17 protein-coding genes are annotated in these 14,763 nt (G+C 72.8%); 7 read left to right on the top strand and 10 right to left on the bottom strand.

All coding sequences use genetic code 11. The features are described from left to right. On the bottom strand, positions 1 to 1,033 hold a 1,033-nt coding region (locus FHG89_RS22045; protein WP_139586308.1), incomplete at its 3' end, for an aldo/keto reductase. A gap of 98 nt (positions 1,034 to 1,131) precedes the next feature. Between FHG89_RS22045 and FHG89_RS22040 the strand changes: the two genes are divergently transcribed. Next, a complete protein-coding gene (locus FHG89_RS22040; protein WP_244295708.1) occupies positions 1,132 to 1,614 on the top strand; it encodes a hypothetical protein in 483 nt (160 codons plus the stop codon). A 37-nt stretch (positions 1,615 to 1,651) separates the two neighbouring features. On the opposite strand, the gene FHG89_RS22035 is transcribed toward FHG89_RS22040, so the two are convergent. Further along, positions 1,652 to 2,164 carry an HIT family protein gene (locus tag FHG89_RS22035; protein WP_208761050.1) on the bottom strand — a complete coding sequence of 171 codons (513 nt, stop codon included), beginning with the start codon at positions 2,162 to 2,164 and terminating at the stop codon, positions 1,652 to 1,654. A gap of 174 nt (positions 2,165 to 2,338) precedes the next feature. Between FHG89_RS22035 and FHG89_RS22030 the strand changes: the two genes are divergently transcribed. Further along, positions 2,339 to 3,067 (top strand): D-Ala-D-Ala carboxypeptidase family metallohydrolase, encoded by a 729-nt coding sequence (locus FHG89_RS22030; protein ID WP_139586305.1) that lies wholly within the window; start codon positions 2,339 to 2,341, stop codon positions 3,065 to 3,067. Between the two features lie 146 nt (positions 3,068 to 3,213). Here FHG89_RS22030 and thrS read toward each other — a convergent pair whose 3' ends face one another. Further along, complete coding sequence (gene thrS, locus FHG89_RS22025; protein ID WP_139586304.1) at positions 3,214 to 5,223, bottom strand: threonine--tRNA ligase; 2,010 nt, start codon at positions 5,221 to 5,223, stop codon at positions 3,214 to 3,216. Between the two features lie 189 nt (positions 5,224 to 5,412). Between thrS and FHG89_RS22020 the strand changes: the two genes are divergently transcribed. Then, positions 5,413 to 6,333, top strand: coding sequence for a DUF1775 domain-containing protein (locus FHG89_RS22020; RefSeq protein ID WP_139586303.1), 921 nt, complete (start codon positions 5,413 to 5,415; stop codon positions 6,331 to 6,333). Between the two features lie 166 nt (positions 6,334 to 6,499). Here the strand turns inward: FHG89_RS22020 and FHG89_RS22015 are convergent, their stop codons facing one another. Beyond that, positions 6,500 to 7,420, bottom strand: a complete 921-nt coding sequence (locus tag FHG89_RS22015) for an ADP-ribosylglycohydrolase family protein (protein ID WP_139586302.1) — start codon at positions 7,418 to 7,420, stop codon at positions 6,500 to 6,502. 73 nt (positions 7,421 to 7,493) lie between these two features. Between FHG89_RS22015 and FHG89_RS22010 the strand changes: the two genes are divergently transcribed. Together FHG89_RS22010 and FHG89_RS22005 are read left to right on the top strand one after the other, a co-directional pair. Then, positions 7,494 to 8,183: a response regulator transcription factor gene (locus tag FHG89_RS22010; protein WP_139586301.1), complete on the top strand. Its 690-nt coding sequence runs from the start codon at positions 7,494 to 7,496 to the stop codon at positions 8,181 to 8,183. A 29-nt stretch (positions 8,184 to 8,212) separates the two neighbouring features. Then, positions 8,213 to 9,616, top strand: a complete 1,404-nt coding sequence (locus FHG89_RS22005) for a HAMP domain-containing sensor histidine kinase (RefSeq protein ID WP_208761048.1) — start codon at positions 8,213 to 8,215, stop codon at positions 9,614 to 9,616. Positions 9,617 to 9,831: 215 nt separating this feature from the next. On the opposite strand, the gene FHG89_RS22000 is transcribed toward FHG89_RS22005, so the two are convergent. Both FHG89_RS22000 and FHG89_RS21995 read right to left on the bottom strand, forming a co-directional pair. Continuing rightward, the gene (locus FHG89_RS22000) at positions 9,832 to 10,854 is read right to left on the bottom strand and encodes an adenosine deaminase (RefSeq protein WP_139586300.1); all 1,023 of its coding nucleotides are present in this window, start codon (positions 10,852 to 10,854) and stop codon (positions 9,832 to 9,834) included. Beyond that, positions 10,851 to 11,645 (bottom strand): trans-aconitate 2-methyltransferase, encoded by a 795-nt coding sequence (locus FHG89_RS21995; RefSeq protein ID WP_139586299.1) that lies wholly within the window; start codon positions 11,643 to 11,645, stop codon positions 10,851 to 10,853. The genes FHG89_RS22000 and FHG89_RS21995 overlap by 4 nt, the downstream gene beginning before the upstream one ends. 83 nt (positions 11,646 to 11,728) lie before the next feature. Between FHG89_RS21995 and FHG89_RS21990 the strand changes: the two genes are divergently transcribed. Next, entirely contained in the window at positions 11,729 to 12,712 is a 984-nt protein-coding gene (locus FHG89_RS21990; protein ID WP_139586298.1) for an aldo/keto reductase, read from the top strand. A 49-nt stretch (positions 12,713 to 12,761) separates the two neighbouring features. Next, positions 12,762 to 13,004, top strand: coding sequence for a hypothetical protein (locus FHG89_RS21985; protein WP_208761047.1), 243 nt, complete (start codon positions 12,762 to 12,764; stop codon positions 13,002 to 13,004). Between the two features lie 109 nt (positions 13,005 to 13,113). On the opposite strand, the gene FHG89_RS21980 is transcribed toward FHG89_RS21985, so the two are convergent. The 4 genes from FHG89_RS21980 to FHG89_RS21965 form a co-directional block, all read right to left on the bottom strand. Beyond that, positions 13,114 to 13,317: a cold-shock protein gene (locus FHG89_RS21980; protein ID WP_007075740.1), complete on the bottom strand. Its 204-nt coding sequence runs from the start codon at positions 13,315 to 13,317 to the stop codon at positions 13,114 to 13,116. A 288-nt stretch (positions 13,318 to 13,605) separates the two neighbouring features. Continuing rightward, positions 13,606 to 13,878, bottom strand: a complete 273-nt coding sequence (locus tag FHG89_RS21975; RefSeq protein WP_139586296.1) for a DUF4235 domain-containing protein — start codon at positions 13,876 to 13,878, stop codon at positions 13,606 to 13,608. Further along, on the bottom strand, positions 13,875 to 14,216 hold the full coding sequence (locus tag FHG89_RS21970) for a DUF3618 domain-containing protein (protein WP_139586295.1): 342 nt from the start codon (positions 14,214 to 14,216) through the stop codon (positions 13,875 to 13,877). Before FHG89_RS21970 ends, FHG89_RS21975 begins: the two co-directional genes overlap by 4 nt. Next, positions 14,213 to 14,647, bottom strand: coding sequence for a phage holin family protein (locus tag FHG89_RS21965; protein ID WP_139586294.1), 435 nt, complete (start codon positions 14,645 to 14,647; stop codon positions 14,213 to 14,215). The genes FHG89_RS21970 and FHG89_RS21965 overlap by 4 nt, the downstream gene beginning before the upstream one ends. Positions 14,648 to 14,763 lie beyond the last annotated feature (116 nt).

Below are 14,763 nucleotides of genomic sequence, written 5' to 3'. Positions count from 1 at the left end.
GGTCTGTTCCTTGGGGGCGGTCGGCGTCGCGCAGGGCGGCGGTGCGCAGGGCGGCGAGCTGACGTTCCACCTCGATGAACTGGTCCGCCGGCAGCGGACCCCGGTGCAGGGCGGCGGCGTTCTCCTCGACCTGGGCGACCGTACGGCAGCCCGGGATCGGGATGGTGCGCCCGCTGCGCGCCCAGATCCAGCCCAGCGCGCCCTGGGCGAGGGTGCGCCCGTCGGCGGTGAGCGCGGCCCGGACCGCGCCGACGCGGCGCAGCCACTCCGGCGCCGGCCGGCCACCCCGGAACCACTCCAACCAGCCCGCCGCGAGCCCTCGCACGTCGTCGCGGGGCAACGTCGACGCGGCCGTGTACTTGCCGGTGAGCAGGCCCATCCCGAGCGGTCCCTGGTTGACGCTGGCCAGGTCGTACTTGTCGCAGACGGCCAGCAGTTCGGGGGCGTCGCGCAGCACCGACAGGGCGTGCTGAACGGCGGTGGCCCCGGCTGCCGACTGCCCGAACGCGGCGGCCCGGTCGGGGCGGTCGGTGCTCCACCCGTACGCCCGGATCAGGCCCTCGGCGACCAGGTCCTCGCAGGCGCCGATGAGCGCCTCCGCCCGGGGGATCGACAGGTCGGCCAGGTGCAGCTGGTAGAGGTCGATGTGGTCGGTGTCCAGCCGGCGCAGCGAGGCGGTGACGGCATGCCGCAGGTACGCCGGTGACGCGTCCTCACCTGTCGCCTGCCGGCTCGCCTCGTCGAACGTGTAGCCCCACTTGGTGGCGATCACCGCCTCGTCGCGGCGGCCGGCGAGCGCCCGGCCGAGCACCCGCTCGCTGTGTCCGGCCCCGTACGTGTCGGCGGTGTCGAACAGGGTCACGCCCTCCTCGAGCGCGCGGCGTACGGCCCGCACCGACTCGTCGTCGTCGACCGCGCCCCAGCCCAGCGGCTGGGTGCCCTCCGCCCAGGGGCCACCGATCGCCCAGCACCCCATGCCGAGGGCGCTGACCTCGATGCCGCTGCGCCCCAACGTCCGTGTCGTCACTGCCATCGGCCGATCGTGCCACCTTCACCGGGCGGCGCGTAGCAACTCCCGGGGCGGGAACACGCGGTGCGCGGCAACGGTCACGATGCGGCATGATCGTCGCCATGCGACGGCTGGGTGTGGACATCGGCGGCGTGATCATCGAGCCGGCGGACGAGGATGCCGACACGTCCTTCTTCGGCGCGCACTACCTGCGCACGCCCCCGGTCGACGGGGCGTTCGACGCGCTCGCGGCGCTCGGCCCGGCGTTCGACGAGGTGCACCTGGTGTCCAAGTGTGGCGAGGCCACCGAGCGGCGGACCAGGGGGTGGCTCGCCCACCACGACTTCCCGGCCCGTACGGGCATCCCGGTCGAGCGGGTGCACTTCTGCCGTACCCGGCCGGACAAGGCGCCGATCGCCCGGCGGCTCGGGTTGACCCACTTCGTGGACGACAGGCTGGAGGTGCTGGGCTACCTGGATTCGGTGCCGCACCGCTACCTGTTCCGACCGCGCCCGGCACAGGTCGCCGCGTACGCCGCGCTGCTGCCGCACGTACACCGCGTGGAGAGCTGGCCGGAGCTGACCGGGCTGCTGCGCGCCGGCTGACGCCGACCGGCGCGGGCCGGCGGCGTCAGCCCCGGGGTCAGGACGGCCAGGCGCGGGCGAGCAGGTCGCGGGTGTCGTGCAGCAGCTGCGGCAGGACCTTGGTGCGGCCGATCACCGGCATGAAGTTCGCGTCGCCGCCCCAGCGGGGCACCACGTGCTGGTGCAGGTGCGCGGCGATGCCGGCGCCGGCGACCCCGCCCTGGTTCATGCCCAGGTTGAAGCCGTGCGCGTTGCTCACCTTGCGGATCACCCGCATCGCGGTCTGGGTGTACGACGCCAGCTCGATGGTCTCCGGCACGTCCAGGTCGGTGTAGTCGGCCACGTGGCGGTACGGGCAGACCAGCAGGTGGCCCGGGTTGTACGGGTAGAGGTTGAGCACCACGAACACGTGTTCGCCGCGGGCCACCACGAGGCTCTCCTCGGTGGGCAGGCCCGGGGCGAGACAGAACGGGCAGCCGGTCGGCTTCTCGTAGCCGCCCTCGGGCCGGTCCTCCCCGGAGATGTAGGTCATCCGGTGCGGCGTCCAGAGCCGCTCCAGGCCGTCGGCCATGCCGCCGCTGTCGGTGTCCCGTTGTGCCCCAGTCACGAGCCGATCCTACGGAGCCGCCCGGTGGGCGGCGACTCCCGCCGTCGGAAACTCCTTGCTGCAAGTTGTTGACGGATAGGAGCCGCGCCGTGAAAATTCCATGCATTCAGCTATTTCTATCTAGCGATGGAGGGTTACATGATCCGACGGCTCGGCAGATTCCTCGCGGCACTCGCGCTGACCGCCGCCACCACGGTGACCGGCATCACCCTCACCGCCGGCGCCGCCCAGGCGGACGGCTGCTACACCTGGGGCCGAACGCTGTCCCAGGGCGCATCCGGCGAGGATGTCCGGCAACTCCAGATCCGGGTCGCGGGCTACCCCGGCTACGGCGCCGTACTCACCCTCGACGGCGCGTACGGGCCGGCCACCCGCTCGGCGGTGATCCGGTTCCAGCAGGCGTACGGACTGCCCGCGGACGGCATCGCCGGCCCGCAGACCTTCAACCGGATCTACGCCCTCCAGGACGACGACTGCACGCCGGCCAACTTCAGCTACGCCGAGTTGAACAACTGCAACAGCACCTGGTCCGGCGGGGCGGTCGCGGCGAGCACCGCGCGGGCCAACGCGCTCGTGTCGATGTGGAAACTCCAGGCCCTGCGGCACGCCCTCGGCGACGTGCCCATCGCGATCAGCAGCGGCTTCCGCAGCACCGCCTGCAACAGCGCGGTAGGCGGAGCGTCGAACAGCCGGCACCTGTACGGCGACGCCGTCGACCTGGTCGGTTCACCGTCGTTGTGTCGGCTGGCCCAGCAGGCCCGCAACCACGGCTTCGGGCAGATCCTCGGCCCCGGCTACCCGGACCACAACGACCACACCCACGTCGCGGCGGTCGGGGGCTGGTCCGCGCCCACCTGCGGCGTCTGACACCCCGCCGGACGGAGCCGCCGGCACCGCCGCCGCCTCCGGGCGATGATCGCGCTCGAACATGGAAGCAGTGGCCTCCCGCACCGGGGAGGCCACTGCTTCCTGGATCGAGCGCGATCATGCGGCAAGCGGGCCGCGCGACCGCGTTACTCCGCGGCGGCCGAGGGCCCGATGTTGGTACGCGAGCTGACCACGTCCAGCACGTGCGTCACCGCCTCGGCGATCGGCACCCCGTTGCGCTGCGAGCCATCGCGGTAGCGGAAGGACACCGTGCTGGCGGCCACGTCGTCGTCACCGGCGATCACCATGAACGGGATCTTCTGCTGCTGCGCCGTGCGGATCTTCTTCTGCATCCGGTCGTCACCCGCGTCCACCTGGGCCCGGATGCCCTCCGCCCGCAGCGCCGCGACGAACCCGTGCAGGTAGTCGGTGTGGTCCTCGCGGATCGGGATACCCACCACCTGCACCGGCGCCAGCCAGGCCGGGAACGCTCCCGCGTAGTGCTCGGTGAGCACCCCGAAGAACCGCTCGATCGAGCCGAACAGCGCCCGGTGGATCATCACAGGCCGCTGCCGGCTGCCGTCCGCGGCCTGGTACTCCAGCCCGAACCGCTCCGGCTGGTTGAAGTCGACCTGGATGGTGGACATCTGCCAGGTCCGGCCGATCGCGTCGCGGGCCTGCACGGAGATCTTCGGCCCGTAGAACGCCGCGCCGCCCGGGTCGGGCACCAGCTCCAGGCCGGAGGTCTCGGCGGCGGTCCGCAGCGCCTCGGTCGCCTCCGCCCAGTCCTCGTCGGCGCCGATGAACTTGGGCGAGTCGTCCCGGGTCGACAGCTCCAGGTAGAAGTCGTCCAGGCCGTAGTCGCGCAGCAGGTCCAGCACGAAGCTGAGCAGCGTGGACAGCTCGCCGGCCATCTGCTCGCGGGTGCAGTAGATGTGCGAGTCGTCCTGGGTCAGGCCACGGACCCGGGTCAGGCCGTGCACGACGCCGGACTTCTCGTACCGGTAGACGGTGCCGAACTCGAACATCCGCAGCGGCAGCTCACGGTACGACCGCCCCCGCGACCTGAAGATCAGGTTGTGCATCGGGCAGTTCATGGCCTTGAGGTAGTAGTCCGCGCCTTCGAGCTGCATGGGCGGGAACATCGTGTCCGCGTAGTACGGCAGGTGCCCGGAGGTGTGGAACAGCTGCGCCTTGGAGATGTGCGGGGTGTTGACGAACTCGTACCCCGCCTCCTCGTGCCGCCGCCGCGAGTAGTGCTCCATCTCGCGGCGGATGATGCCGCCCTTGGGGTGGAAGACCGCGAGGCCCGAGCCGATCTCGTCGGGGAAGCTGAACAGGTCGAGGTCCGCGCCGAGCTTGCGGTGATCGCGCCGGGCGGCCTCCTCCAACAGCTTCAGGTACGCCTTGAGCTCGTCGCGGGTCGGCCACGCGGTGCCGTACACCCGCTGGAGCTGGGGGTTCTTCTCCGACCCCCGCCAGTACGCGGCGGCCGAGCGCATCAGCTTGAACGCGCCGATCAGCCGGGTGGTCGGCAGGTGCGGGCCCCGGCACAGGTCCGACCAGCAGACCTTGTCCTCCTTGGCGTCGAGGTTGTCGTAGATGGTCAGCTCGCCGCCGCCGACCTCCATCACCTCGTCGGTGTCCAGGCCCTCGCCCTTGACCTCGATCAGCTCCAGCTTGAACGGCTCGTCGGCCAGCTCGGCGCGCGCCTCGTCGAGGCTGCTGAAGCGGCGGCGGCGGAACCGCTGCCCGGACTTGATGATCTCCTGCATGCGCTTCTCGAGCTTGCTGAGGTCGTCGGGCTGGAACGGCTTGTCGACGTCGAAGTCGTAGTAGAAGCCGTTCTCGATGGGCGGGCCGATGCCCAGCTTGGCCTCGGGGAAGATGTCCTGCACGGCCTGGGCGAGCACGTGCGCGGTGGAGTGGCGCAGCACGTTGAGCCCGTCGGGCGAGTCCAGGCTTACCGGTTCGACGACGGTCTCCTCGGCCGGCGACCAGTCCAGGTCGCGCAGCTGACCCTGCGGGTCGCGGACCACGACGATCGCCTTGGGGCCGTTCGCGGGCAGTCCGGCCGCGGCCACCGCGTCGGCCGCCGTCGTCCCGGCGGCGACGACGACGGGGTCGGCCACGGCGGGGGTACGGGGTGCGGACACGGTGACTCCTCCAAGCGGTACGAAACGGTGCCGATCCTCGGCTCCTGCCGATGCTATCGGTCCCGCCGCCCCCGACCGGGAACGGCACCTTCCGTCAGGGCGGCGTTGAACCTTTCAGGGCTCGCAGCCGAACTAGAGGGTGTGGCCGGAAACCGGTGCCGGCCGCGTCGACACGGATGGGGGCACGACATGGCGAGCACGGACGGCGGTGGCCGCCGGCGGCGGATCGTGGCGGTGACCGCGTTGGCAGCCACCGGGCTGCTGCTGTGGCCCGCGACGGCGTACGCGGCGGACGTGACGACCACCCCGACCGAGGCCCGGCAGGGCGACGCGGTTCGGATGGAGTTCAGCGTGCCGGAGGAGCGGGCCGGCACGACGACCAGGCAGATCGAGGTGCGGTTGCCGGCCGACGCGCCGGTCGCCGAGGTCTACCCGATGTCGGTCGACGGCTGGGCGCCCCGGATCAGCTCCCGCACCCTGGACAAGCCGGTGACCGGCATCCACTCCTCCGGGGTGAGCACCGTCACCACGGCGGTGACCTGGGTGCGGGTCGGCGAGGGCAAACCCGGCCCGGCCCGGCTGGCGTTGTCCATGGGCCCACTGCCGCAGGCCGAGAAGCTCACCTTCGAGGTCGTCCAGACGTACGCCGACGGCACGGTGGTCAGGTGGGCGGACGCCGACGGCCCGCACCGGGCCCCGGTGCTGACCCTGCTGCCGGCGGCCGCCGGTGGGGCGGGACCGGTCGGGCACGGCGGTCACGGCGCCCCGGCGGCGGGCACGGCGAACGGAGCCGGCACGAACGCCGACCCCAACGCCGGTGGCGGGACGGCGGCGGACCCGGCGAGCGGTTCCGGAGATGAGCCGGGCAGCGCCGACGCGATGCTGGGCGCCGGGCTGCTGGCGGGCCTGGGGGGCGGCGCGGCGATCGGCTGGCTGGTGAGCCGGTGGCGGCGGCGCGATCCGGCCGAGGGCGCGGCGCTGGCCGAGGTGACCGGCGCAGAGGACGACGCGACAGAACCCGCTGAGGCCGACCGGGCGCAGGGCGCCGGGGCGCCGACGGCGTCCGGGTCGGAGTCGGCCTCGGTCGGTGCTCCGGTCCACACCGGCTGACGGACTCGGCCAGAGACCGGGGCGAACCAACCTCCTTCCCCCCTTTGCTCTGCACCCGCCCACGCGCCGGTTACGGACCGTGCCTGGTGCGCGCAGGGGTGCAGAGCAAAGGGGTGGTAGGACAGGTTGGCGGCCGGCGCCGAGGGCCACGAGGGGTCGGGCCGGGTCAGGGGAGCCAGGTAGGTAACGGCTCGCGGGCGGACAGCCACGACTCCGGCACCCCGCCGGGGGTGCCGACGCCGGTGTACGCGGCCACCACCGCCCCGGCGATGGCGGCCGTGGTGTCCATGTCACCGCCGGCCTGAACGCAGAGCCGGATCGCCGCCGGATAGTCGTCCAGGTGCGTGGCGGCCACCCAGAGGGCAAACCCGACGGTGTCCTGGGCGGTCACCCGGGAGCCGTTGCCGAGCGCGGCCACCACCCGGGCCAGCGGCCGGCCGAGCAGCCCGACCGCCCGGGTCACGCTGCGGTGCACCTCGGTGCCCGGGTCGACGGCGGCGGCGATCCCGGCGAGCAGCCGCTCCGGGGCCGGCCGGTGCCCGTCGAGGCGGGCACGGGCGGCCAGCGCGGCGGCCACCGCCACCGCGACCGCGCCGGCGATCCCCTCGGGGTGCGCGTGGGTCACCTCGGCCGAGGCGCGGGCCTGCGCCGCCGCGCGGGCGGTCGAGTCGGCGAAGTACGCGCCCAGCGGACCCACCCGCATCGCCGCGCCGTTGCCGCACGAGCCCTCGCCGTCGAAGGCGGACGCGGCCGCCAGCGGCCACGGCGTGCCGGTGCGGATGAGCCGCAGGATCGCCATCGCACCGGCGCCGTAGCCCCGGTGCGGGGAGCACCGCCTGGCGAACGCCAACGCCAGCCGGTCCCGGTCGATGCCGCCGGATTCGGACAGCTCGGCGAGGACCGAGCAGGCCATCTCGGTGTCGTCGGTCCACTCCCAGGGCGCCGCGGGCAGCGCGCCCGCGTCGAGATCGGGCGACGCCGAGCTTGGCAGGAAGTACCGCGCGCCGAGCGCGTCGCCGGTGGAGAGGCCGGCGAGGCTGTCCCGGGCGAGCGCCAGGCGGGCATCGACGAACAGGGTGAACGACATCGTCGTACCAGCTTGCCCGCTTCCCAGGTACGCCGCAACGCGATCAACTTGCCAGGCCAAGTACGGTCTTGTGGTGGCCTCCGTGCTCCTGGTCGAAGACGATCACGTCGTACGCGGCGCGATGCTGCGGTCCCTCACCGACCGGGGGCACGCCGTGCACGCCGTGGGTACGGCGTTGGACGCCCTGCGCCGCGTCGCCGCCGAGACACCCGACCTGGTGGTGTTGGACCTCGGTCTGCCTGACCTGGACGGTTCGGACGCGTTGCGGATGCTGCGCGGCATCACCGACGTCCCGATCATCATCGCCACCGCCCGGGACGACGAGCAGTCGGTGGTGAAGCTGCTACGCGCCGGCGCCGACGACTACATGGTCAAGCCGTTCACCGGCGCGCACCTGGACGCCCGGATCACCACCGTGCTGCGGCGGGCCGGGCGGGCCAGCCGGACGGTGCAGCCCGCGGTGCACACCGTGGGCGGGCTGCGGGTGGACGTCGGTGAGCGCAGCGCCCAGCTCGACGGAGAGGCGCTGGCGCTGACCCGCAAGGAATTCGACCTGCTGGCCTATCTCGCCGCACGACCCGGGCGGGTAGTGTCCCGCCGGGAGCTCTTGGAGGAGGTATGGCGTCAGCCATCGGTCGGCGAGGATCAGACCATCGACGTTCACCTGTACTGGCTCCGCCGAAAGATGGGCGAGTCCGCGGCGAAGCCGCGCTACCTGCGCACCGTGCGGGGGGTCGGGTTCCGGCTGGTGGCGCCGGACTGAGGTCCGCGCTGGCCCTGCTCACGGCCGGCATGTGCAGTCTCGTCGCGCTCGCGTTCCTGATCCCCCTGGGGCTGAGTCTGCGGGAGCAGAACCGCCAGGAGGCGATCGCCGAGGCGGCCCGTCGTAGCGCGCTGGTGACCGGCGCGCTGGCGGTGAGCACCGACCCGGCGGTGGTCGAGCGGGCCGTGGTGGCCAGCGCCGAGGGCGCGCCGACCCGTCCCGTCGTGCACGGGTTGGGGTTGGACGAGTCCGCCGGCCGGGCCGGTGGCAGCGATCTGGACCAGGCCCGCGCCGACCGCCGTTCGATGGTCGCCGACGTCGACGGCGGGGTCGTCCGGCTCGATCCGGTGGTGCTGGGCGACCGGACGGCCGTGGTCGAGGTGTTCGTGCCCGACTCGGCGCTGGGCGGGGGTGCCGGCGGCACCTGGCTGCTGTTGTTCGCGGTGGGCGCGGCGATGACCGGCGCGGCGGTGCTGGTCCTCGACCGGGTCGCCGCCCGCGCGGTGGACGCGACCCGTGGCCTGGTCAAGGCCGCCCTCTCCATCGGCGACGGCGACCTCGGGGTCCGCGTGGAGCCGACCGGCCCCCGGGAGCTGGCCGAGGCCGGGTACGCCTTCAACCGGATGGCGGACCGGCTGGACGCCGCGCGCACCGACGAGCGGGAGCTGGTGGCCGACCTGTCGCACCGGCTGCGTACCCCGTTGACCGTGCTGCGGCTGGACGCGGAGGCGTTGGAGTCCGACGACACCAGTGTGGGGTCGTTCTCCGAGGCCGAACTGGACCGCAGGCGCGGGATCCGGCGGATCCGGCAGGCGATCGTCACCCTGGAGGGTGAGATCGACGTGCTGATCAAGACCACGCGCAAGGCGGTGGCGCACGAGGCCGGGCCGGCGATGTGCGACGTCAGCGAGGTGGTCCGGGACCGGATGGTGTTCTGGGCGGCCCTCGCTGGCGACCAGAACCGGCCGCAGCGGGTGACCGGCGCGCAGCTGCGCATCCCGGCGCCGGTGCCCCGCGCCGAGTTGGCCGCCGCGCTGGACGCGGTGATCGGCAACGTCTTCCGCTACACCCCGCAGGGCACCGCGTTCGAGGTGGCGGTGTCCCGCCGCGACGGTTATGTGGCGATCCGGATCGACGACGCCGGCCCCGGCATCGCCAACCCGGACCGGGCGCTGCGTCGGGGGGCCAGCGACCAGGGCTCGACGGGCCTCGGGTTGGACATCGCCAAGCGGGTGGCGTTGCAGGCCAACGGATCGGTGAGCATCGACCGGGCCCGGCTGGGCGGGGCGAGCGTGGTGATGCTGCTCGCCGACCCGGAGGCGACGCCCCGGCAGGTCAGCCGTTTCGGTCTGGTGGGCCGGATGGCGCGCGACGCCCGGGAGCAGAAGGCCAGCGGTCGCCGGTGGCCCCGGCAGCGCCCCACCGACGACTGAGCACCCGGGCTGTGCCCCGGCGCAAGTCTTCCTTAGATCGCGGTTAACGACCGAGGTGGATCAGCCGCGGGCTGACAGGATCGACGCACGAACCCACCAGTTCCACCGACCACCGCACCGTGCACCCACCGGTCGGTGGAGCCGCGCGCGCGGCGGGAGCAACAGGTCCCCCCACACCCACGCTCCCGCCGCGCGCCCTGCTCCCGGCGGCCCGTTCAGCCGGCGGCGGCGAGGTACGCGTCGATCTCGGCGGTGATCCCCCGCTTGCCGGCCGGGTCCAGGAACGACGCGGCCACCGCGTTGCGGGCCAACCCGGCCAGCCCCTGCGGCCCCGCCCCGAGCAGCCGGGCCGCCACCGCGTACTCGTCGTTGAGGGTGGTGCCGAACATCGGCGGGTCGTCGGAGTTGATGGTGACAAGCAGGCCCGCCTCCACGAGCCGGGGCAGCGGGTGCTCGTCGAGGTTGGCCACGGCCCGGGTCCGCACGTTGGACGTCGGGCAGACCTCCATCCCGATCTGCCGTTCGGCCAGGTACGCGAGCAACTCCGGATCCTTCGCGGCGGAGATGCCGTGGCCGATCCGCTCGGCGCCCAGCTCGCGCAGCGCGTCCCAGACGGTCTGCGGGCCGGTGGTCTCCCCGGCGTGCGGCACCGAGCGGAGTCCGGCCGCGCGGGCCTGGTCGAAGAAGGGCCGGAACTGCGGTCGGGGTACGCCGATCTCCGGACCGCCCAGTCCGAAGCTGATCAGCCCGTCGGGGCGTTCCTCCAGCGCGACGCGCAGGGTCTCCTCGGCGGCGGGCAGGCCGGCTTCGCCGGGGATGTCGAAGCACCACCGAAGCTCGATGCCGAAGTCGGCCAGGGCGCGCTTGCGGGCGTCCTCGATCGCCTCGCAGAACGCCGGCGCGGGGATGCCCCGTCGCACGTGCGAGTACGGCGTGATGGTCAGCTCCGCGTACCGGACCTGCTGGCGGGCCAGCTCCCGGGCGACCTCGTGGGTGAGCAGCCAGACGTCCTCGGGGTCGCGGATGAGGTCGACGACACTCAGGTACACCTCGATGAAGTGCGCGAAGTCGCGGAACTCGAAGTAGTCGACGAGCGCCGCCGGGTCGGCCGGCACCGGGGTGCGACCCTCGTGCCGGGCCGCCAGCTCGGAGACGATCCGGGGCGAGGCGGAGCCGACGTGGTGCACGTGCAGCTCGACCTTGGGCAGGCCGGCGATGAAGGTGGACAGGTCGGTCACGAAATCTCCTCGGCACGGTCGCCGGTCTGCGCGACGACGAAGACGCGGCGGAACGGGAAGTACACCCGACCCTGCCGGACCGGGTACGCGGCGGTGAGGCGTACCCCCAGCTCGGCGCGGAAGGCGGACCAGCCGGCGGCGTCCAGCGCGGCGCGGACCGGACGCAGGGCTGTGCCCTCCATCCAGGCCAGCACCGGGTGGTCGGCGGCGGGCTGGGCCGGCAGCAGGTGCACGTAGGTAGTCTCCCAGGCGTCCACGGCGCAGCCGGCGGCGGTCAGCAGCGCGGCGTAGTCGGCGGGGTCGTCGACCGGGTCGGCGCGCAGCAGGGGGGCCAGTTCGGCACGCCAGGCGGGGCGGCCGGCGACCTCGCGCAGCGCCCGGTGCGAGGGGGCGTCGAAGTTGCCGGGGACCTGCATGGCCAGCCACGCGCCGGTGGGCAGCTCGGCGGCCCAGCGGCGCAGCAGCTCCCGGTGCTCGGGGACCCACTGCAGGACGGCGTTGGTGACGACCACGTCCTCGTCGCCGGCCGGCCGCCAGTCGCGGACGTCGGCGACGGCGACGGCGACAGGGGCGTCCAGGGCGGCGGCCCGGTCGATCATCTCGGGTGAGGAGTCGAGGCCGACCACACGGCTCGTCGGCCAGCGCTCGGCGAGGGTGGCGGTGAGCTGCCCGGGGCCGCAGCCGAGGTCGACCACGGTACGGGGTCGTTCGGCTGGGATCCGGGCGACCAGGTCGTTAAACGGCCGGGACCGCTCGTCCGCGTAGCGCAGGTACGTCGTCGGATCCCACATGATCGCCTCCCAAACCGTACGTCCGTCTTGTTTAAGGTACGGCTCGCGTGGCAGCCCAGCAACCCGATCACTAGGCTCGGGGCATGGAACAGCGCAGCTTCAACCGGCTCGGCCGGAGCGTCGGAGTGGTCGGCCTGGGCGCCTGGCAGCTCGGCGCCGACTGGGGCACCGTCAGCGAGGCCGACGCGACGGCCGTGCTCACCGCCGCCGTGGACGCCGGGGTCACCTTCCTCGACACCGCCGACGTGTACGGCGACGGCCGCAGCGAGCAGCTCATCGGCCGTTTCCTCCGCTCCCGCCCCGACGCCGGGCTGACCGTCGCCACCAAGATGGGCCGCCGCGTCGAGCAGCGCGCGGAGGCGTACAGCCTTGCCAACTTCCGGCAGTGGACCGACCGGTCCCGGGCCAACCTGGGCATGGACACACTGGACCTGGTCCAGCTGCACTGCCCGCCCACCGCCGTGTTCGCCTCCGACGAGGTCTTCGACGCCCTGGACACCCTCGTCGCCGAGAAGGCCATCGCCGGGTACGGCGTCAGCGTGGAGACCTGCGACCAGGCCCTCACCGCCATCGCCCGACCGGGTGTGGCCAGTGTCCAGATCATCCTCAACGCGGTACGCCACAAGCCGCTGGAGCAGGTCCTGCCGGCGGCCTCGGCGGCCGGGGTCGGCATCATCGCCCGGGTGCCACTGGCCAGCGGCCTGCTCTCCGGCCGGTACGACGAGCACACCGAGTTCCCCGCCGACGACCACCGCAACTACAACCGGCACGGCGCGGCGTTCGACGTCGGCGAGACGTTCTCCGGCGTCGACTTCGAGCGCGGTCTGGCCGCCGTACGCCGGCTCGCGCCGCTTGTCGACGCGGACCGCACGATGGCGCAGTTCGCCCTGCGCTGGGTGGTGGACCAGCCCGGCGTCACAGTCGTCATCCCCGGCGCCCGCGACGCCGAGCAGGCGCGGCGCAACGCGGCCACCGCGGCCCAGGCGCCGCTCACCGCCGAGCAGTTGGCCGGGGTACGCGAGGTCTACGACGAGCTGATCCGCCCGCAGGTGCACGACCGGTGGTGACCCGCCCACCACTGGTGCTCGCGTCGCGCCGCCCGGCCGGCGATGCTGGATGGCTGGCGCGGCGCGGCTTCGGACCGTCCGGTGGAGAGGGGACGCGATGAGGGGTTGGCTCACGCTCAGTCTCGGCCTGCTGGCGGTCGTGGTCGGTGCGGTGTGGACGGTGCAGGGCCTCGGCTACGTCGGTGGCAGCGTGATGACCGACGAGCGGTTCTGGGCGGTACTCGGCCCGATCGTGGCGCTGGCCGGTCTCGTGGTGATCTGGTTCGGCCTGCGGTCGCGCCGCCGACGCTGACCCGCGGTCCCCAGACGTGGAACAGCCCCGTATCCCGGGAGGGATACGGGGCTGCACAACGACCCCTGGCCGGATCGTCCCACTGGCCGGCGGGGGCCGGCCACACCACTCAGATGGGACGGACCTGCTCAGCCTGCGGGCCCTTCTGACCCTGAGCGATCTCGAACTCCACCCGCTGGTTCTCCTCCAGCGTGCGGTAGCCGCTGGTCTGGATGGCCGAGAAGTGGACGAACACGTCAGCACCCCCGCCGTCGACGGTGATGAAGCCGAAGCCCTTGTCAGCGTTGAACCACTTCACGGTTCCCTGCGCCATGTGTATCTCCTTCTAAAACTGGCGGCCGTGCACGCCGTGCGGCCGATTGGCCGTTTTCGAGCAGCGGCGTCTGAGGCGGCCCCACAAAGGAGGCTTCTCTCAACCCACGCCATCTCGCAACAGCGTGGAACAGCAAATCACGTACGCAAAAACTCTGCACGACCTCTCCGACGAATTTCTCCGACATGTGACCTGACGGATGCCCGAGATCGCTGGGCGTCGTGCTCTGCCGTGCGAAAGGCACCCTTCCCGTCGATATGGGAAGGGGGCCGATGTCGATGTGTCTGGTCAGTCCGGCCAGTGGCCGGTCATCCGGCGTACGCCGACCGCTCCACCCCGGTCCACGGCAGCCCGGACCACCGCGAAGATGGCCCCCTGCAGTGCCGCGGCGGCGAGGATCTCGCCCCAACCGCGGTCCTCGTCGGTGGCGCTGGGCGCCTCACCGTCGCCCGCGGTGACCTTCCAGACCTGCCGGAAGATCGCGCCCGCCACCGTACCCGCGGCGATACCCAACAGGATGCCGGCCGGCCGGTACGCGACCCTGCCGATGCTCTTGCTCACCTACGCCTCCCCCGCACGATCATCAGCAACACCACGGCGGCCACCGCGCCGGCGGCCACCGTCGCCCACGGCACCGGATTCCGCCGGACCAGCTCCCCCTTGTCGTACGCCTGCGCCCGCACGTCCTCGGCGTGGCGTACGGCCTGCCCCCGGACCCGGGCCACGGTCTGCGCCGCCTGCTCGCGCATCCGCTCCCGTGCCTGCCCGGCGGACTCCTTCAGGCGCGCCTTGACGTCGGCCTTGGCGGCCAGCGCCTCCATCGTCTCGCCCAACTCGACCCGGGTACGACGGATCTCCTCGCGGAGCGCCTCCGTGTCGCCGGTCCCGTTACCCGTCATGCCCGTCCCCTGTCCTTCACCGCGGCGGCCACAGTGTCCACGTCGGCCCGCAGGCTACGCACCGTTGCCGCCGGAACCGGTGGGACGGCACGGCTGACCTGCTTCTTGCCCACCAGGGCGAGGATGCCGGCGACCAGGAAGAGCGCCACCGCCACGATCAGCGCGGCGGCCCAGGCGGGCAGCACCAGGTCGAGCAGCAGGATCGCCGTGACGACAAGTGCTCCCAGGCCGTAGAACGCCATCGCTCCGCCGCCGCCGAACAGGCCGATCCCGATACCGGCGTGCTTGCCCTTCTGGGTCAACTCCGCCCGGGCCAGCGCCAGTTCGTCCCGTACGAGGCGGGAGACCTGCTCGGTGGCTCGCTGCACCAGCTCGGCGGTGGAGGGCTCGCTCCCGTTGCGGGGTGTGCGGGCGTTCGCCACGTCAGCCATGCTGTCCTCCTTTCCTCATCACCGCGCTGTATGCCCGGAGTCGCCGCCCGTCAATCCTAAAGCGCGGCGAGCAGGTCTCCGTCCCTGTCGTCCGGTCGCCGCGCCGCCGAAATCGG

This window comes from Micromonospora orduensis, assembly GCF_006228125.1.
Lineage (GTDB): Bacteria > Actinomycetota > Actinomycetes > Mycobacteriales > Micromonosporaceae > Micromonospora > Micromonospora orduensis.
Note: the sequence above shows the minus strand (reverse complement) of the source record. Positions and strands in the feature narration are given on the sequence as shown.